This window comes from Enterobacter cloacae complex sp. ECL414 (assembly GCF_021869685.1).
Classification (GTDB): Bacteria; Pseudomonadota; Gammaproteobacteria; order Enterobacterales; family Enterobacteriaceae; genus Enterobacter; species Enterobacter kobei.
In genome coordinates this window covers 3,040,747-3,059,012 of the sequence record NZ_CP091481.1, presented here as the reverse complement: position 1 = coordinate 3,059,012, position 18,266 = coordinate 3,040,747, and the positions used below count along the sequence as shown (strand labels likewise).

Genomic DNA, 18,266 nt, shown 5'->3' with positions numbered 1-18,266 from the left:
GGCCGTTACTCCATCATCTTCTCAATTGGCAGCACCAGAATGGAGCTTGCGCCCAGTGCCTTCAGTTTTTCCATGGTTTCCCAGAAGAGGGTTTCGCTACTGACCATGTGCATTGCCACGCGCTGCTGATCGCCCGCCAGCGGCAGAATGGTTGGACGTTCTGCGCCCGGCAGCAGGGCAATCACTTCATCCAGACGCTCGGTCGGCGCATGCATCATGATGTATTTGGATTCACGTGCCTGAATCACGCCCTGAATACGGGTCAGCAGTTTGTCGATGAGCTGCTGCTTGGCATCGGCCATATCGCCATCACGCTGGATCAGACACGCTTTGGAGCGGTAAATCACTTCGACCTCGCGCAGGCCGTTCGCTTCCAGCGTCGCGCCGGTAGAGACGAGGTCACAGATAGCGTCCGCCAGACCCGCACGCGGTGCCACTTCAACCGAGCCGTTCAGCAGGCAGGATTTAAACTGCACGCCTTTCTGATCCAGATAACGCTTTAACAGGTGAGGGTAGGAGGTGGCGATACGTTTGCCATTCAGCGCGGCCGGACCGTCCCAGGGTTCATCAACCGGCGTTGCCAGCGACAGGCGGCAGCCGCCAAAGTCCAGACGACGCAGGGTGAAGTAACGCGGGTCTTCGCCCTGTGCACGGCGGGTCAGCAATTCTTCTTCCAGCACGTTTTCACCGATAATCCCGAGATCAACGACGCCATCCATGACCAGGCCTGGAATATCGTCATCACGCACGCGCAAAATGTCGATCGGCATGTTTTCAGCCAGAGCAATCAGGCGCTGGGTGTGCAGGTTGATTTTAATCCCGCAGCGGGCCAGCAGTTCGCGTGAATCATCACTCAAACGACCTGATTTTTGAATAGCTATGCGTAAGCGTGAGTTATCTAACATTCTTTATTCCTCGTTAACCTGTTTTAACCTGTCTGAATTTGGTCCAAAAAAAAGCCCCCGGAAGAAGATCTTCCGGGGGCTTTATCATGCGTTCATGCACCACTGGAAGATCCAAACGTCTTCCAGCACACATCGCCTGAAAGACTAGTCAGGATGATGGTGATGATGGTGGTGTTTAAATTGAACGCGTGTCATATAAATTCTCGATGAATGCTTATTCATTTGATGTCTTTTAACCTAAACCAGTTGTGTGACAGATTGCAAGGGCTTTTTTTGATCATTAATTCATTTCATATTGATGCTATGAATTGTGTGTTCTGCCAGGCTGGCGTAGCCTTATGAAAGACGAGTGAGAGTCAGGAGAATTCGCATGAAAAAGGTCGCGATTGTCGGTTTGGGCTGGCTGGGAATGCCGCTGGCGATGTCATTAGCCGCGAAAGGCTGGCAGGTGACCGGGAGCAAAACGACGAGGGATGGGGTCGAAGCGGCACGCATGTGCGGTATTGATGGCGTCGAACTGCGTCTGGAACCGGAGCTGGTGTGTGATGCGGACGATCTGGACACGCTGATGAACGTCGATGCGCTAGTGATTACGCTACCTGCGCGGCGCAGCGGCCCGGGTGAATCATTCTATCTGCAGGCGATGCAGGAGATTGTCGACAGCGCCCTTGCGCACCATGTTCCGCGTATCATTTTTACCAGTTCGACGTCGGTCTATGGCGATGCTCCGGGCGTAATGAAAGAAGGAACTGAGCGTCGTCCTGTGACCGCGAGTGGCAAGGTCCTTAAAGAGCTGGAAGACTGGCTGCATAATTTGCCCGGCACACAGGTGGATATCGTCCGTCTGGCGGGGCTGGTCGGCCCCGGGCGGCATCCGGGACGCTTTTTTGCCGGGAAATCGGCGCCGGACGGGCAACATGTCGTCAATCTTGTTCATCTTGAGGATGTTATTGGCGCGATTGAGCTACTCTTAAAAGCTCCAAAAGGTGGACACATCTATAATATATGTGCACCTTCTCATCCTGCGCGCAGCACGTTTTACCCGCTGATGGCGCGTCAGCTTGGCCTGGCTCCGCCGGTTTTTGCTGAGGCAAAGGACGAAAGCAAAGGCAAAATTGTTGATGGCAATCGCATTTGTCATGAGCTGGGGTTTGAGTATCAATATCCCGATCCGCTGGTGATGCCCATGGAATAAGTCCCGCAGCGGAAACGATCGCACACCGGAAGGGGGCGAGCATGAAACCGCTGCTGGATGTTCTTATTATTCTGGATGCACTGGAAAAAGAGGGGAGCTTTGCGGCTGCTTCAGCAAAGCTCTATAAAACCCCTTCGGCATTGAGTTACACCGTTCAAAAACTGGAAAGCGATCTTAATATCCAAATCCTCGATCGCACCGGACATCGCGCGCGTTTTACCCGTACCGGACAGATGCTGCTGGAAAAAGGCCGCGAAGTCCTGCACACCGTTCGTGAACTGGAAAAACAGGCCGTCAAGCTCCACCAGGGATGGGAGAACGAGCTGGTCATTGGCGTGGATGATACCTTCCCGTTCTCTCTTTTGACCCCGCTGATCGAAGCGTTTTATCAACATCACAGCGTCACCCGGCTTATCTTCATCAACGGTGTGCTTGGCGGCTCCTGGGATGCCTTAACGCAGGGCAGGGCAGATATTTTTGTCGGGGCATTGCATGAGCCCCCCCAGCTGAGTGAATTTGGCTTTGCCCGACTTGGCGTGCTGGAGCAGGTGTTCGCCGTGGCGCCTCATCATCCGCTGGCTCAGGAGCCAGAGCCCCTTAACCGCCGCGTGATTAAAGGCTATCGCGCCATCGTGGTGGGGGATAACGCTCGCCCGGAATGTTCGGTTTCCTCGCAACTGCTTGATGAGCAGGAAGCCATCACGGTTTTTGACTTTAAAACTAAGCTGGAACTGCAAATTAGTGGACTCGGCTGCGGCTACTTACCGCGCTATCTGGCGCAGCGGTTTATTGATAGCGGTGCGCTTGTTGAAAAACAGGTACTTGCTCAAAGCAGTAACGAATCGGTATGGATGGGCTGGAATGAACAAACCGCCGGGCTTGCGAGCGCCTGGTGGCGGGATGAAATTTTAGCAAATAGTGCTATCGCGGCAATTTACTCTCAGCCCGGCGTCCAGAAATCAGCCAGTTAGCAGAAAGAAAACGGCCCGGTGCGTTGCAAAGTATTGCCTTTTGTATCCGATGTGGGGCAAAATGCCGCCGCTGCAACCAAATGAATAATCGACGATATAAAAGGCGTCGGTTATTTTTTTTTGCATGTACGAAACGAAACTAAAAACCAAGAGGCCGGGCTTCGTACCGGATAGATATTTACTAAAATCCGACAGTTGTTGTCGCTGAGGAAGAAAGAAATGGGGCAATTTTTCGCTTACGTGGCGGTTATCACCGTAAAGGAGAATAACTATGTCGCATAACGCAACTCCAAACACCTCTCGCGTGGAATTACGTAAAACGCTTACGTTGATTCCGGTTGTTATGATGGGCCTTGCCTATATGCAACCGATGACGCTGTTCGATACATTCGGTATCGTATCGGGCCTCACCAACGGTCACGTTGCGACGGCGTACGCCTTCGCACTGGTCGCGATCCTCTTTACCGCGCTGAGCTACGGAAAACTGGTCCGCCGTTTCCCGTCAGCAGGCTCTGCGTACACCTATGCTCAGAAATCCATTAGCCCGGCAGTTGGCTTTATGGTGGGCTGGTCATCTCTGCTGGACTACCTGTTCATGCCGATGATCAACATTCTGCTGGCAAAAATTTACTTTGAAGCGCTGGTGCCTTCCGTGCCGTCGTGGATCTTTGTTGTCGCGCTGGTGGCCTTTATGACCATTTCTAACCTGCGCAGCATCAAGACCGTGGCAAACTTCAACACCCTGATTGTTATTCTGCAGATGGGCATCGTGGCAGTTATCGTCGGCCTGATCATCTACGGTGTTTCTCACGGTGAAGGTGCGGGCACGCTGACCAGCACGCGTCCATTCTGGTCTGAAGGCGCACATGTTGTGCCGATGATTACCGGTGCGACGATTCTGTGCTTCTCGTTCCTGGGCTTTGACGGTATCTCTTCGCTGTCAGAAGAGACCAAAGATGCTGAGCGCGTGATCCCGAAAGCGATTTTCCTGACGGCGCTGATTGGCGGCCTGATCTTCATCGGTGCCTCCTACTTCCTGCAGCTGTACTTCCCGGATATCTCTCGCTTTAAAGATCCGGATGCGTCGCAGCCTGAAATCATGCTTTATGTTGCGGGTAAAACGTTCCAGTGGGGCGTGCTGATTTTCTCCAGCGTGACCGTACTGGCATCCGGTATGGCAGCACACGCAGGCGTTTCTCGTCTGATGTATGTTATGGGCCGTGACGGCGTGTTCCCGACTCGCTTCTTCGGTTATGTGCATCCAAAATGGCGTACTCCGGCGTGGAACGTGCTGTTGGTTGGCGCGATTGCGCTGATGGCGATTAAATTCGACCTGGTGACGGCAACTGCGCTGATTAACTTCGGTGCGCTGGTGGCGTTCACCTTCGTTAACCTCTCCGTGATTTCGCAGTTCTGGATCCGTGAGAAGCGCAACAAAACGCTGAAAGACCACTTCAACTATCTGGTGCTGCCAGTGTGTGGTGCGCTGACGGTGGGTGCGCTGTGGATCAACCTTGAAGAGAGCTCTATGATTCTGGGGCTGATCTGGGGCGGTATCGGCCTGGTTTACCTGGCCTGCGTAACGAAGAGCTTCCGTAACCCGGTTCCTCAGTACGAAGACGTTGCGTGATGACTCGCCGGGTGGCGCTAGCGCTTACCCGGCCTACAAAACATCACTCCTGTAGGCCCGTGTAAGCGAAGCGCCACCGGGCAAAAAAAGCGGAGACCATCGTCTCCGCTTTTTTTATGTCTGATTTTCAGACTATCTCTTGTGCGTACTGGAACAGCGCTTTCAGCAGCGCCTGTTTCTCTGCATTCCCTTCGTACTGACCGTAAAGCATCTCCAGCTCCTGGGCGTAGTGGTGCAGATACTCTGGCGTAAACACGTTACGACGATGCTGCAGCCAGCGCTCCTGCTCCGTTTCATCCAGCGTGCCGGGGTAGTTACGTGCGCGGTAATTAAACATCAGCTTTTCGATGCGTTTATCGGCGAAAGTGATGTCCAGCGCCGGCAGGTTCCGCGGCTCGGTTTGCAGGACAATATTCATCGCTGCACGGTCGGCATCGCTGAAGAAGCCGTTGTAGAGCTGTGCATCGACGTTTTCCGACGGCACAAACGGCTCCGCTTCGGCGAAGATCGCGACCACTTTCTCGCGTACCTGCGGATTTTCGCGCAGCACTTTCAGGTTATCCAGGCAGTGCTGACGGTTAATGCCCAGCCTGTCAGCATCCTCCGGGCGCAGCGTATTCGCCTGCGCCAGTACCGGACATTTATTGATATGCACCAGTTTGACCGGCACCGCGGGCAGGTCACCAAGCTCATTTTTCGGGGTGTAGAGCCGTTCGCGCAGGGTATCGCTGTCAAGTTCCAGCAGCGGCGAAATATCGCCCGCTAAATCCACCATGATTACGGCGTTACGGTTGTCCGGATGCCACGCCAGCGGTGCCACCCAGCTTGTATTGCCGCGCCAGGCACCGAACATACCGGAGATATGCACCAGGGGTTTCATCTGCGGCACGTCGATAAGGGTCATGAGCTTCTGCTTGCTGCGATGGCTTAGCAAATACTCAAACAGCCGGGGCTGCGCGGCTTTCACCAGCTTCGCCATGGCAATAGTGGCATAGACGTCCGCCATTGCGTCGTGGGCATTGCTGTGCTCAATGCCATTAGCGCGCGTCAGGTGTTCCAGGCGGAAGCTCGTCAGACCTTCCTCATTTTCCGGCCAGTTGATGCCTTCAGGACGCAGGGCATAACAGGCGCGCATGATATCCAGCAGATCCCAGCGCGAGTTGCGGTTCTGCCAGCTCCAGGCGTACGGATCGTAGAAGTTGCGATAGAAAACGTTGCGGGTCACTTCGTCATCGAAACGGATGTTGTTGTAACCGACCACGCAGGTATTGGGGACGGTAAACAGTTCGTGGATGCGGCGGGCGAATTCCGCCTCGTTCACCCCTTTCTCCCGCGCTTCCTGAGGGGTGATCCCGGTGACCATGACCGCGCCTGGCTGCGGCAGGTAATCATCAGCAGGTTTGCAGTAAAAGACCTCAGGCTCGCCAATGATGTTGAATTCGTCGTCGGTACGGATGGCGGCAAACTGCGCCGGTCGGTCCAGCGCCGGGTGCGTGCCAAAGGTTTCATAGTCGTGGAATAAAAAAGTGGGGCGTGCGGCAGAGTCAGACACCAGTAATACCATCCTGTTAAAAAATGACGCCACTATGGTAAACGATCGTGCGGGTCAGACCGAATAAAAAGCGCCGCCGTGGTGCAAATTTGCGAGACAGATTCAGCGTGAAACCTGCGTTCTGTCACATTTTTTTGCAATTAAGCCAGGTAACGACATCAGAACTCCCGTAAAAAGGTCATCGATTTTTAATGACCTGAGGATATACCGTTGAAACGCCGTCTGTTTATTGCTGTTTCTTTACTCGCTTCGAGTATCTCATCTGCTTTTGCGGCCGAACCGCTGGATTTTTCCCCGCAGCCTCCGGCCATTCAGGCGGGCTCGTGGGTGCTGATGGATTACACGACTGGTCAGATCTTAACGGCGGGCAACGAACATCAACAACGTAATCCGGCGAGCCTTACTAAGCTGATGACGGGTTATGTGGTTGATCGGGCCATTGATAGCCATCGCATTACGCCGGATGACATTGTCACCGTAGGCCGTGACGCATGGGCCAAAGGGAACCCGGTTTTTGACGGATCATCCCTGATGTTCCTGAAAGAGGGCGATCGCGTCTCCGTGCGGGACTTAAGCCGCGGGCTGATTGTGGATTCCGGCAACGACGCCTGCGTGGCGCTGGCCGATCACGTAGCGGGTGGGCAGCCGCAGTTTGTGAAGATGATGAACGACTATGTGCAGAAGCTGAACCTGCGCGATACGCACTTTGAAACCGTCCATGGGCTTGATGCGCCGGGTCAACACAGCTCGGCCTATGACCTGGCCGTTCTCTCCCGGGCTATCATTCACGGTGAGCCTGAGTTTTACCATATGTACAGTGAAAAGAGTCTCACCTGGAACGGGATCACCCAGCAAAACCGTAACGGCCTGCTGTGGGATAAAACCATGAACGTGGATGGCCTCAAAACGGGGCACACTTCTGGCGCGGGCTTTAACCTGATTGCTTCCGCCGTTGACGGTCAGCGCCGTTTAATCGCGGTGGTGATGGGGGCGGACAGCCCGAAAGGGCGCGAAGACCAGGCCCGGAAACTGCTGCACTGGGGTCAGCAGAATTTCGATACGGTGCAGATTCTGCACAGCGGTAAAAAAGTAGGGACAGAACGTATCTGGTACGGTGATAAAGAACAGGTAAATCTGGGTACGGATCAGGACTTCTGGCTGGCTTTACCGAAAGCGGAAGTGGCGAACATTAAGGCGAAATACGTTCTGGATAAAAAAGAGCTGGAAGCGCCGATTGCCGCACATCAGCGGGTTGGGGAGATCCAGCTCTATGACCGCGACAAAGTGGTGGCACACTGGCCGCTGGTCACCCTGGAACGTGTTGATAAGGGTGGGATTTTCTCTCGCCTCAGTGATTACCTGCACCAAAAAATCTAACCTTTCTGAGCAGACTGGCAGGGTTGCGAGTCTGCTCACATAATAAACACTCCTCGTTTGCCGATAATATTGTTCCTGTTTTATAGTGTATAAATATACAGTAATAAGCGGAGGCAGTATGGACTACAGCATCAAGCAGCAACAGAAGCGTAAGATTGCGGGTTTTCATCTTGTTGGGCCGTGGGAAAAAACGGTTAAGCAGGGATTTGAACAGCTGGTCATGTGGGTGGATGGACGTCACATTGAGCCGCTGGAGTGGGTGGCGGTCTACTACGATAATCCTGATGAGGTCCCGGCGGAAAAACTGCGCTGTGATACGGCCGTTACGGTACCGGAGGATTTTGTTATCCCGGATAACAGCGAAGGCGTCATGATGACGGAAATCGCGGCGGGTGATTATGCCGTGGCCACGGCGCGTGTGGAAAACTACGACTTTGCAACACCGTGGTATCAGTTCTTCAATTCCCTGTTGCAGGACAATAAATACCAGATGGCGCTCAAACCCTGCTTCGAACGCTATCTCAATGATGGCAACGCGGACGGTTACTGGGATATCGAAATGTTTATCGCGGTAGAGCACAAAACGGCTTAAGCCTGCTAAATGAAGGGTTTTTCAGCCGGGTGTGATCCGCCCGGCTGAAAACACAGTACAATTGTGATTTGCCGTGTAGCTGGAGAGCGGGTGTGCGTCCCGACAAATCATTAACGCCGTTTGAAATTCGTCTATACAAACATTACCGCGTGGTGCATGGGTGCCGCATTGCGCTGGCGTTCGTATTGACCTTTATACTGGTCCGACTGCTGGATGTTCCGGAGGGGACGTGGCCGCTGATCACGCTGGTGGTGGTGATGGGGCCTATCTCATTTTGGGGGAACGTTGTTCCTCGCGCCTTCGAGCGGATCGGCGGTACCGTTCTTGGCTCTGCGCTGGGGCTTATTGCCCTGAAGCTGGAGCTTATCTCATTTCCGGTCATGCTGGCATGGTGCGGTGCGGCCATGTTCCTCTGCGGCTGGCTGGCGTTGGGCAAACGCCCCTATCAGGCGCTGCTGATTGGTATCACCCTTGCGGTGGTGGTTGGCGCACCGGCCGGGGATATGACTACGGCGCTCTGGCGAAGCGGGGATGTCATCCTGGGCTCGCTGCTTGCCATGCTGTTTACCGGCATCTGGCCGCAGCGTGCTTTTTTGCACTGGCGTATCCAGATGGCCAGCTATGTCACCGCGTTTAACCGCGTTTACCAGGCCGGTTTCTCCCCCAATCTGGTTGAGCGCCCACGGCTGGAAAAGCATCTGCAAACCATCCTTAATGACGTGGTCAAAATGCGCGGCCTGATTACCCCCGCGAGCAAAGAGACCCATATTCAGAAAGCGATTTTCGAGGCTATTCAGACCGTAAGCCGCAATCTGGTCTGCATGCTTGAGCTGCAGATTAACGCGCACTGGGCTTCTCGCCCAAGCCATCTGCTGATGCTCAACGCACATACGCTGAAAGAGACACAGCAGATGACGCAGCAAACCCTGTTGACCATCGCTCATGCGCTCTATGAAGGCAACCCGCAGCCGATACTGGCGAACAGCGAGCGTCTGAATGACATTGTGGCGGAGCTGAAAACGCTTATCAGCGAGCGGCAGGGTGATAACGTGGCGGAAACGCCCATTCATGGCTATGTCTGGTTGAGCCTGGAACTGGCTCGGCAGCTTGAACTGTTATCGCACCTCATTTGCCGGGCGCTGCGCAAATAAAACGCGGATGTGACGCCTGCTGCTTCGATTCAGCAGCAATTGGGGTTATGATAGCGTTAAACGATATAGTCATTGTCATTCGCAGCCGCTGTCAGTAAGGTTATTGATACAACGGTTGCTTTAACGAATCCGAATCTCACATTATCAGGGGTGTAAAAATGGAAACTACCAAGCCTTCGTTCCAGGATGTTCTGGAATTCGTCCGCCTGTTCCGCCGCAAAAACAAACTGCAGCGTGAAATCCAGGACGTTGAGAAGAAGATCCGTGACAACCAGAAACGTGTCCTGCTGCTCGACAACCTGAGCGACTACATCAAGCCAGGCATGAGCGTTGAAGCTATTCAGGGCATCATCGCCAGCATGAAGAGCGACTATGAAGACCGCGTGGATGACTACATCATCAAAAATGCTGAGCTGTCCAAAGAGCGTCGCGATATCTCTAAAAAGCTGAAAGTGATGGGCGAAATCAAAAACGGCGAAGCAAAAAGCGAGTAATCGCAGTGAATGGTGAAAAAGGCTCTCTGGTGACAGAGAGCCTTTTTTATTTTAGTAGGTCGGGTAAGGCGCAGCCGCCACCCGACAATTTTATCAGGCACAGAAAAGCAAAAAACCTGCTTTAAAAGCAGGCTTTTTAAATTTGGCTCCTCTGACTGGACTCGAACCAGTGACATACGGATTAACAGTCCGCCGTTCTACCGACTGAACTACAGAGGAATCGTTGTGGAGGCTTATCTTAGCGGCGAAAAAACTTTTGTCAAACCTGATCTTAGAGAAAATCGACTGACTGCTGAATCTGTCGTCAGTTTGTTGTAAATCCACACATCTTTTTCAGGAAAATACTTTGCAGGATGAGCATTTCTCCCCCATCATTTGAAATGGAGTTTCAACTTTTCTCGCTAAGGTCCATTTTGAACGTCACTGCTCCTCTGCGCCAGGCGATCATGCGCACGCCCTGGTACGCAAAACGTAAAAGCTATCGTGTCCTCTTCTGGCGTGAAATCACCCCCCTTGCGGTGCCTATCTTTCTGGAGAATACCTGCGTACTGCTGATGGGGGTGTTGAGCACCTTCCTTGTCAGCTGGCTGGGGAAAGAGGCGATGGCGGGGGTTGGGCTGGCGGACAGCTTCAACATGGTGGTGATGTCTTTCTTCGCGGCTATCGACCTTGGGACAACGGTCGTGGTGGCCTTCAGCCTCGGCAAGCTTGACCCCAAACGGGCCCGCGAGGCGGCTCGCCAGTCGCTGATGATCATGACCATTTTTTCGATCGTTCTGGCGGCGGTGATCCACTATTTCGGTAAAGAGATTATCGATGTTGTCGCCGGGGAAGCCACGAACGAGGTGAAGGACCTGGCGCTAACCTACCTCGAAATGACCGTCATAAGCTATCCGGCCGCAGCCATCGCGCTGATTGGCAGTGGCGCGCTGCGCGGGGCAGGTAACACCAAAATCCCGCTGCTGATCAACGGCGGGATGAATATTCTGAATATCATCATCAGCAGCGTGCTGATCTACGGCGTGTTTTCATGGGATGGGTTGGGGTTCGTCGGTGCCGGTCTGGGGCTAACCATTTCTCGCTACATTGGTGCGGCGGCGATTATCGGGGTGCTGATGACGGGCATCACGCCTTCGCTGCGCCTTACGCTGAAAAGCTACTTCCGACCCTTTAACTTCGCCATTATCTGGGAAGTGATGGGGATTGGTATTCCCGCCAGTATTGAATCAGTGCTGTTTAACGGCGGTAAGCTGCTGACGCAGATGTTTGTCGCCGGTATGGGGACCGACGTTATCGCCGGTAACTTTATCGCCTTCTCCATCGCCTCGCTGATTAACCTGCCGGGTAACGCGCTGGGTTCAGCCTCGACCATCATCACGGGCAAACGGCTCGGGAAAGGGCAGATAGGCCAGGCGGAACGTCAGCTGCGCCACGTGTTCTGGCTGTCAACGATTGGCCTGACGGCGATCGCCTGGGGAACCGCCCCCTTTGCCGGGCTGATGGCCGCGTTTTATACCCATGAACAGGATGTGAAAGAGGTTGTTAAGATCCTTATCTGGCTCAATGCCGCGTTTATGCCCATCTGGGCGGCCTCATGGGTGCTACCCGCGGGTCTGAAAGGGGCGCGTGATGCTCGTTTTGCGATGTGGGTGTCGATGCTCGGCATGTGGGGGTGTCGGGTTGTGGCGGGTTATACGTTAGGTGTGGTGCTTGGCTGGGGCGTGGTGGGTGTCTGGCTGGGAATGTTCCTTGACTGGGCCGTGCGCGGCGCGCTGTTCTACTGGCGTATGGTCAGCGGGCGCTGGCTATGGAAATATCCGCGACAAAATGCCTGACAAATGCGCGAAATGGAGAATAAATCGGCAAACGATCGGAAATCTGCATTCTGCCTTTGACATCCCGGGGGAGCATCGATAATATGCGCCCCGTTCACACGATTCCTCTGTAGTTCAGTCGGTAGAACGGCGGACTGTTAATCCGTATGTCACTGGTTCGAGTCCAGTCAGAGGAGCCAAATTTAAAAAGCCTGCTTTTAAAGCAGGCTTTTTGCTTTTTAATCTCTGGAAGTATTGCCCGGTGGCGCTGCGCTTACCGGGCCTACTTGTTCCGTAGGCCGGGTAAGGCAAAGCCGCCACCCGGCAAAAGCCGCACTATCGAGCCAAACTAATCGGCGCCGTCGCCTCAACCAGCCACGGACGCGCTTCGCTATTCACCAGCGGTGACAGCGCCTCGCGAACCTGCTGATGATATTCATCCAGCCACTGCTTTTCCTGCCCGGTCAACAGCTGCAATTCCACCTGGCTTAAATCAATCGGGATCAGCGTTAGCGAAGAAAACGTGCAGAACCCCGGGCGGCTTTCAACAATTTCCACCTGGTTTTCAATGCGGATACCGTGGCTGCCGCCCAGATAATACCCCGGTTCAATGGTCATGATATTGCCCGCCACCAGTGGCCAGGGGTTAACCTTTTTGGCGATGCGGTGTGGGTTTTCATGGATAAGAAGCTGATGCCCCACGCCATGTCCCGTGCCGTGATCGTAATCCAGCCCCATTTCCCACAGCGGACGTCGCGCGAAAGCGTCCAGCTGATGCCCGTGTATGCCGGATGGGAACTGCAGGGTTATCAGCGACAGGAAGCCTCTCAGTACGGCGGTATAATGCATACGCTGCTGCGGGGGAACATGACCCCAGGCAAGCGTGCGCGTGGCGTCAGTGGTGCCGTTAGTGTACTGACCGCCAGAATCATTCAGGTAAAAATGATCGTGGCCGATGGGTTTGTTGCTGGCCTCGCTGGAGTGATAGTGGCACATCGCCGCGTTGCTCGAAGAGGCGGAAATGGTCGCAAAGCTCTGCTCGATAAAGCCGGGCTGCTGTTTACGGAACGCGAGCTGTTGCGCCTGTACTTCGAGCTCGGTTAACGGATTCCCAGCCGCTTCACGTCGCGGCACTTCACGGCTCAGCCAGGCCAGGAAGTTGACCCACGCGGCGCCGTCCTGGTGATGACATTCACGATACCCTGCCAGCTCGACCGGGTTTTTGGTGGCTTTCAGCAGGGTGATCGGATCGGTCTGCCAGACGATCTCCCTCTGAGGTTCAATGGCGAAGCGCAGGGCTACCGGTGCGGAATCGGTATCGATCATCACTCGTTTACCTTCCGCAATTTCTCGGCAGCGTTCGATAAAGGCGTCCTGTGGCGCAGTGGCGAGCGTGTTACGCACGGCTTCGGGCAGGGCGCTGAGCTTAGTGTCGTCAACAAACCACTCGACGTGACCGTCGCGACGCAACAGGGCAAAAGAGAGCGGTACCGGGCTGGTGGGGATATCTGACCCGCGTACGTTGAGCAGCCAGGCAATGTTATCCGGCAGCGTAACCGCCAGATAATCAGCATTGTTCGCGGCCAGCACGGCGGCAACGCGCTGACGTTTGTCTTCGCTGCTTTCACCGCTTACCGCAACCGGCATTTCACGGATCGGCCCCGCCGGTGCGTCAGGACGATCGATCCAGAGCGTGTCAAACGGTGAGGCATTCAGCGGGACGAGCTCACACGGCGTGGCAGAAAGTTGCGTAAACTCGGTATTTGTCATCAGCAGTGGATCAAAACCGATGCGCGTGGCGGGCTCAACGTTTGCCGCCAGCCATGCTGCCAGCGGTTCATTGTGCAGATGATGAATTTCAATCTCATCCAGGTTGACCTGAACGCGGGCCTGCACCTGATAGCGCCCGTCGACGAACAGCAACGCCTTGTCTTTCAGAACCAGCGCCAGGCCAGCCGAGCCGTCAAAGCCCGTCAGCCAGGCCAGTTTTTCATCATACGGCGCGCAGTATTCACTCTGCCAGGCATCCGCGCGCGGGACGATCATCCCGTCGAGATGGTTTTCCTGAAGCCACCGGCGCAGGGCCGCTAAGGGTGATGAGGTGGACATGCATTTTCCTTAATAGTTATCAGCGGAACGGTGGCTCGTTGAAGGTACGCAACTTGCGGGAATGCAGTTTGTCACCTTCCGCGCGCAGCAAATCAATGGCACGAATGCCAATTTGCAGGTGTTCGGATATCGCCCCTTCGTAGAAGCGGTTGGCCTGACCCGGCAGCTTGATTTCGCCATGCAGCGGCTTATCGGACACGCAGAGCAAGGTGCCGTAAGGCACGCGGAAGCGATACCCCTGCGCGGCAATGGTGGCGCTTTCCATATCAATCGCCACCGCACGGCTCAGGTTGAACCGCAGCGCGGAGGCGGAGTAACGCAGCTCCCAGTTACGGTCATCGGTAGTGACCACCGTACCGGTGCGCAGGCGCTGCTTAACCTCTTCACCGGGCATGCCGCTCACCTCTTTGGTGGCGTCATACAGCGCGCGCTGCACCTCAGCGATGCTCGGAATCGGAATATCTGGCGGCAGCACGGCGTCGAGAACGTGGTCGTCGCGTAAGTAGGCGTGGGCCAGCACGTAATCACCAATCAGCTGGCTTTCGCGCAGGCCGCCGCAATGGCCGATCATCAGCCAGACGTCCGGGCGCAGTACCGCCAGATGGTCGCAGATGGTTTTGGCGTTCGACGGCCCCACGCCGATGTTGATCAGCGTGATGCCCTGGCCGTCGGCGGTGATCAGGTGCCAGGCAGGCATCTGGTGCTTTTTCCATGCCAGGTCGGAAATGGCCTGCTCGGGCGCTTCAGTCTCTGCGGTGATCCAGATCCCGCCCGCACAGGAGAGCGCGATGTACGGGCTTTCCGGGTCAAGGATCTGGCTGCAGCCCCAGCGGACAAACTCATCGACGTAACGGGTGTAGTTGGTAAACAGCACGAACGGCTGGAAATGCTCGGCGGGCGTGCCGGTGTAGTGGCGCAGGCGTGCCAGCGAGAAATCCACCCGGCGGGCATCAAAGTGCGAGAGGGGAGAAAATTCTGCCGGGTGATAAATCCCGTCTGCCGTTTCATCGCCAATCTGTGAAAGCTCGGTGGTTGGGAAATGGCGGGTCAGTCCCGCGCTCATGGAACGATCAAGGGTTAGCGCCGAACCGTCAATCACGTAAGGATACGGGATCTCATGCTGTGAAGGTTCTACGGCAATGTGTGCGCCGTAATCCTGGTATAACAGCGTGAGCTGCTCTTCAAGATAAGGGCGGAATAGTGCAGGGCGGGTGACGGTGGTGCTGTAGCAGCCGGAGTGGGTAAAACGGGCATAGGCGCGGGTTTTTGGCGTCGTGCTGGCGCTACCGTCCCAGGTCACAGAGAGCGATGGATAAACAAAAAGGCCCTCACTTCTGGCCTTTTCGTCGGGAAGTTTCCCTGTTTCGATATATTCGCTGATGGCGCTGCGCAGCGCGTTGACGGACTGTTCATACAGTGCGTCGAGTTTTTCCAGCGCCTGAGCCGGGGTCAGGCTGGAGCCCTTATTATTCATCTCTGTCTCCTTGTTCCACAGGTGTGCGACTCTACCCGATAGTATGTCACACGCCTGTGAAACAAAAGGGAGATCAGCTGTGGCGCGTCTCTTTCATCAGTAGCGCCGTCGCCGCTGACAGCAGGCATCCAGCCAGCAGATAAATCGCCACGCTGTGCCAGTTTCCCCCGGAGAAGGTCACCAGCGCGGCGGCAATAAACGGCGTGAAACCGCCGCCGACCACGCTGGCAACCTGGTAGCCCACGCCCGCGCCGCTGTAGCGATAGCTCGCACCAAACAGTTCGGTAAACATCGGCTGCTGTACGCAGACCACCATATCGTGAGCGATGTTCGCGAGCATAATGGCGAAGAAGACAATCCAGAACACAGACTGCGCCTCCAGCGCCATAAAGAACGGCCAGGCGCTGAGGGTACCAATCAGCGCGCCGGTGATATAGACGCGACGGCGGCCAAATCTGTCCGCCAGCCAGGCGAAACAGGGGATAGTCAGGCAGCTGATCCCGCCGACCACCAGACCAATATTCAGGAATAGCTCACGCGGCAGACCGAGATTTTGCGTCGAGTAGTTCAGGGCAAACGCGGTGACGATGTACATCGTCAGCAGCTCACACAGGCGCAGGGCGATAATTTTCAGAAAAGCGCCAGGGTGCCGGACGAGGGCTTCCATAACCGGAAGGCGTTTTTTGACGGAAGGCTTTTCCTGCTGCTTTTCGAATTCTGCCGACTCCTCCATCCCATTACGGATCCACAGCGCGGCAATGACCAGCACGATGCTGAAGATAAACGGAATGCGCCAGCCCCAGCTCAGGAACTGCTCGTCGGTGGTGTAATGGCTGATGAGTGACACCAGCCCGGTCGACAGCAGCAGCCCCACGCCATATCCCACCTGTACGCCGCTGCTGTAGAACGCTTTCCGGTTTTTCGGTGCGCTCTCAACGGACAACAGCGCCGCACCGCCCCATTCGCCGCCTACGGCGAAGCCCTGGATGGCGCGCAGTATCACCAGCAATATCGGTGCCCACCAGCCAATGGCGGAAAACGAAGGGAGAATGCCAATCAGCGCGGTGGCAATCCCCATCATCCAGACGGTAAGCATTAGCATACGTTTGCGGCCCAGCCGGTCGCCGAAGTGGCCGAAGATCACCCCACCAAGCGGACGAAACAGGAACCCGACGCCGAAGGTGGCAAATGCGGCGAGGGTGCCCATCGCGGGGCTGACCTGGGGGAAGAATTCACGGTTAAACACCAGCGCGGCGGTGATACCGTAGAGCAGAAAATCATACCAGTCGACGACGGCGCCCGCGAAGCTGCCGAGGGCGGCGCGACGGGCACGATTGAGCGAAGGGGTCTCCTCGCCGGGTCGTTCGGAGATGAGGGTGGAGTCCATAGTTGTCCTGTCCATACTGATTTTAATTATTGGTATAAGAAAAGGTCACTCACATAGCAGCCGTCATATAAACGGAACCTATGAGACTACCGCGACAGGCAGCCCGTGCAAACTGATTTTATCTCCTGATGGGTAATGCAAAACGGCTACGCTATGCTTAACAAATAGCGAAGCGACTGAGGAAGGGAAGATGCGTCGTACAGAGGTGTTGGGTTGTCTTGCTGCATTACTGATCGGCCACAGCGTGCAGGCGGTGAGTTATCCCTTACCACCGACGGGCAGTCGTCTGGTGGGCAGCTCGCAGGTCATCACCGTGCCGGATCGCAATACGCTACCGCTTGAGGCGTTTGCCGCGCGCTACGGACAGGGCCTAAGCAATATGCTGGAAGCAAACCCGGGCGTGGATCCTTTTCTGCCTAAGTCCGGCACCCGGCTGGTGATCCCCCAGCAACTGATTTTGCCCGACACCGTCCGCGAGGGGATTGTCGTTAACGTGGCGGAAATGCGTCTCTACTATTATCCACCGGGCAGTAATACCGTTGACGTATTGCCCATCGGCATAGGTCAGGCCGGGCGTGAAACTCCGCGAAACTGGGTAACGGCCGTTGAGCGTAAGCAGGAAGGCCCCACCTGGTCTCCGACGCCGAATACGCGGCGCGCCTATGCGGCAGAGGGGAAAACGCTTCCGGCCTTCGTGCCCGCCGGGCCGGATAACCCGATGGGCCTGTATGCGATATATATCGGCAGGCTGTATGCGATTCACGGCACCAACTCGAATTTCGGTATCGGGCTACGGGTTAGCCAGGGATGTATTCGTCTGCGTAACGCCGATATCAAATATCTTTTCGATAATGTTCCCGTGGGCACCCGTGTGCAGATTATCGATCGCCCCGTTAAAGTGACGACAGAGCCGGACGGTAGCCGATGGGTGGAGGTTCACGAACCGCTATCACGCAATCGGGCGGAATTCGAGTCAACCCGAAAAGTGCCTCTGCCCATTTCGGCCGCGCAGCGGACACAGTTGATTAACGAGGGTGCGGGAGCGGAGCTGGAACGTCGGTCGGGGATGCCGGTTAAGGTAGGGATGTGAAGCCCTTTTCGTCGGGTGGCGGCTGCGCCTTACCCGACCTATGATTCGAGGTTTTTGTAGGTCGGGTAAGGCGCAGCCGCCACCCGACAATTTTACCAGATGCAGAAAAGCAAAAAGCCTGCTTAAAAGCAGGCTTTTCAAATTTGGCTCCTCTGACTGGACTCGAACCAGTGACATACGGATTAACAGTCCGCCGTTCTACCGACTGAACTACAGAGGAATCGTGTGAACGGGGCGCATATTATCGACGTCAGCCGCGCTTGTCAAAGGGTGGATCAACGCCTTTTGATCGTTTGCTGACAAAATCGGCAATGTGATGTTTTTGACAGCGTAATGCACCGCTTTGGTGCGTATATACCTCTAATGGGGCAGATCATAAACTGCTGTTTCAGTAATAAAACCCCCCTCCATGATTAGGTTTCCTTATTTTCAGGCGCTTAGCGAGGAATTCAGACCGCCCGGTAAAAGTGGCATTCATATTGCAAAACCTGTTCAACAACGATAGCCAGTACCGGCAAAGCATTT

General features: G+C 55.3%; 16 protein-coding genes, 3 tRNA genes and 1 other annotated feature. Of the genes, 11 read left to right on the top strand and 8 right to left on the bottom strand.

What is annotated here, in order from left to right:
• Positions 1-5: 5 nt before the first annotated feature.
• Entirely contained in the window at positions 6-905 is a 900-nt protein-coding gene (gene hisG, locus L3068_RS14770; protein WP_023330857.1) for an ATP phosphoribosyltransferase, read from the bottom strand.
• 45 nt (positions 906-950) lie between these two features.
• Positions 951-1,074 (bottom strand) — a sequence feature (His leader region).
• Positions 1,050-1,100, bottom strand: coding sequence for a his operon leader peptide (gene hisL, locus L3068_RS14765; RefSeq protein WP_001364200.1), 51 nt, complete (start codon positions 1,098-1,100; stop codon positions 1,050-1,052). Its footprint overlaps the feature before it by 25 nt.
• A 175-nt stretch (positions 1,101-1,275) precedes the next feature.
• On the opposite strand from hisL, the gene L3068_RS14760 reads away from it, so the two are divergent.
• The 4 genes from L3068_RS14760 (at position 1,276) to L3068_RS14745 (ending at position 4,701) form a co-directional block, all read left to right on the top strand.
• On the top strand, positions 1,276-2,100 hold the full coding sequence (locus L3068_RS14760; RefSeq protein WP_014884465.1) for an SDR family oxidoreductase: 825 nt from the start codon (positions 1,276-1,278) through the stop codon (positions 2,098-2,100).
• A 41-nt stretch (positions 2,101-2,141) separates the two neighbouring features.
• Positions 2,142-3,071, top strand: a complete 930-nt coding sequence (locus tag L3068_RS14755; RefSeq protein WP_045134941.1) for a LysR substrate-binding domain-containing protein — start codon at positions 2,142-2,144, stop codon at positions 3,069-3,071.
• 219 nt (positions 3,072-3,290) lie between these two features.
• Positions 3,291-3,353 carry a membrane protein YoeI gene (gene yoeI, locus L3068_RS14750; protein ID WP_099458931.1) on the top strand — a complete coding sequence of 21 codons (63 nt, stop codon included), beginning with the start codon at positions 3,291-3,293 and terminating at the stop codon, positions 3,351-3,353.
• Entirely contained in the window at positions 3,343-4,701 is a 1,359-nt protein-coding gene (locus L3068_RS14745; RefSeq protein ID WP_014884463.1) for an APC family permease, read from the top strand. The genes yoeI and L3068_RS14745 overlap by 11 nt, the downstream gene beginning before the upstream one ends.
• A gap of 127 nt (positions 4,702-4,828) precedes the next feature.
• On the opposite strand, the gene sbcB is transcribed toward L3068_RS14745, so the two are convergent.
• Positions 4,829-6,265: an exodeoxyribonuclease I gene (sbcB, locus tag L3068_RS14740; RefSeq protein ID WP_369796273.1), complete on the bottom strand. Its 1,437-nt coding sequence runs from the start codon at positions 6,263-6,265 to the stop codon at positions 4,829-4,831.
• Between the two features lie 198 nt (positions 6,266-6,463).
• Between sbcB and dacD the strand changes: the two genes are divergently transcribed.
• The 4 genes from dacD (at position 6,464) to L3068_RS14720 (ending at position 9,867) form a co-directional block, all read left to right on the top strand.
• Positions 6,464-7,630 carry a serine-type D-Ala-D-Ala carboxypeptidase DacD gene (gene dacD / locus L3068_RS14735; protein ID WP_014884461.1) on the top strand — a complete coding sequence of 389 codons (1,167 nt, stop codon included), beginning with the start codon at positions 6,464-6,466 and terminating at the stop codon, positions 7,628-7,630.
• A gap of 118 nt (positions 7,631-7,748) precedes the next feature.
• Complete coding sequence (gene sbmC / locus L3068_RS14730) at positions 7,749-8,222, top strand: DNA gyrase inhibitor SbmC (RefSeq protein WP_014884460.1); 474 nt, start codon at positions 7,749-7,751, stop codon at positions 8,220-8,222.
• A 92-nt stretch (positions 8,223-8,314) separates the two neighbouring features.
• Positions 8,315-9,373, top strand: coding sequence for an FUSC family protein (locus L3068_RS14725; protein WP_014884459.1), 1,059 nt, complete (start codon positions 8,315-8,317; stop codon positions 9,371-9,373).
• 158 nt (positions 9,374-9,531) lie between these two features.
• On the top strand, positions 9,532-9,867 hold the full coding sequence (locus L3068_RS14720) for a DUF496 family protein (protein ID WP_008499467.1): 336 nt from the start codon (positions 9,532-9,534) through the stop codon (positions 9,865-9,867).
• A gap of 143 nt (positions 9,868-10,010) precedes the next feature.
• Here L3068_RS14720 and L3068_RS14715 read toward each other — a convergent pair.
• A tRNA-Asn gene (locus L3068_RS14715) sits at positions 10,011-10,086 on the bottom strand.
• 161 nt (positions 10,087-10,247) lie between these two features.
• Here L3068_RS14715 and emmdR point away from each other — a divergent pair.
• Together emmdR and L3068_RS14705 are read left to right on the top strand one after the other, a co-directional pair.
• Positions 10,248-11,702, top strand: a complete 1,455-nt coding sequence (gene emmdR, locus L3068_RS14710) for a multidrug efflux MATE transporter EmmdR (protein WP_014884458.1) — start codon at positions 10,248-10,250, stop codon at positions 11,700-11,702.
• A gap of 103 nt (positions 11,703-11,805) precedes the next feature.
• Positions 11,806-11,881: transfer RNA gene (locus tag L3068_RS14705), tRNA-Asn, on the top strand.
• Between the two features lie 136 nt (positions 11,882-12,017).
• Here the strand turns inward: L3068_RS14705 and L3068_RS14700 are convergent.
• The 3 genes from L3068_RS14700 to shiA all read right to left on the bottom strand — a co-directional run bounded on the left by L3068_RS14700 (position 12,018) and on the right by shiA (position 16,651).
• Positions 12,018-13,790: an aminopeptidase P family protein gene (locus L3068_RS14700; protein ID WP_047344773.1), complete on the bottom strand. Its 1,773-nt coding sequence runs from the start codon at positions 13,788-13,790 to the stop codon at positions 12,018-12,020.
• A gap of 19 nt (positions 13,791-13,809) precedes the next feature.
• Entirely contained in the window at positions 13,810-15,264 is a 1,455-nt protein-coding gene (locus L3068_RS14695; RefSeq protein WP_014884456.1) for an AMP nucleosidase, read from the bottom strand.
• Positions 15,265-15,337: 73 nt separating this feature from the next.
• Complete coding sequence (gene shiA / locus L3068_RS14690; RefSeq protein WP_045134945.1) at positions 15,338-16,651, bottom strand: shikimate transporter; 1,314 nt, start codon at positions 16,649-16,651, stop codon at positions 15,338-15,340.
• 190 nt (positions 16,652-16,841) lie between these two features.
• Here shiA and ldtA point away from each other — a divergent pair, with 190 nt between their 5' ends.
• On the top strand, positions 16,842-17,741 hold the full coding sequence (gene ldtA, locus L3068_RS14685; protein ID WP_117581250.1) for a L,D-transpeptidase: 900 nt from the start codon (positions 16,842-16,844) through the stop codon (positions 17,739-17,741).
• Between the two features lie 144 nt (positions 17,742-17,885).
• Here the strand turns inward: ldtA and L3068_RS14680 are convergent.
• Positions 17,886-17,961, bottom strand: a tRNA-Asn gene (locus tag L3068_RS14680).
• Positions 17,962-18,266: the final 305 nt, after the last annotated feature.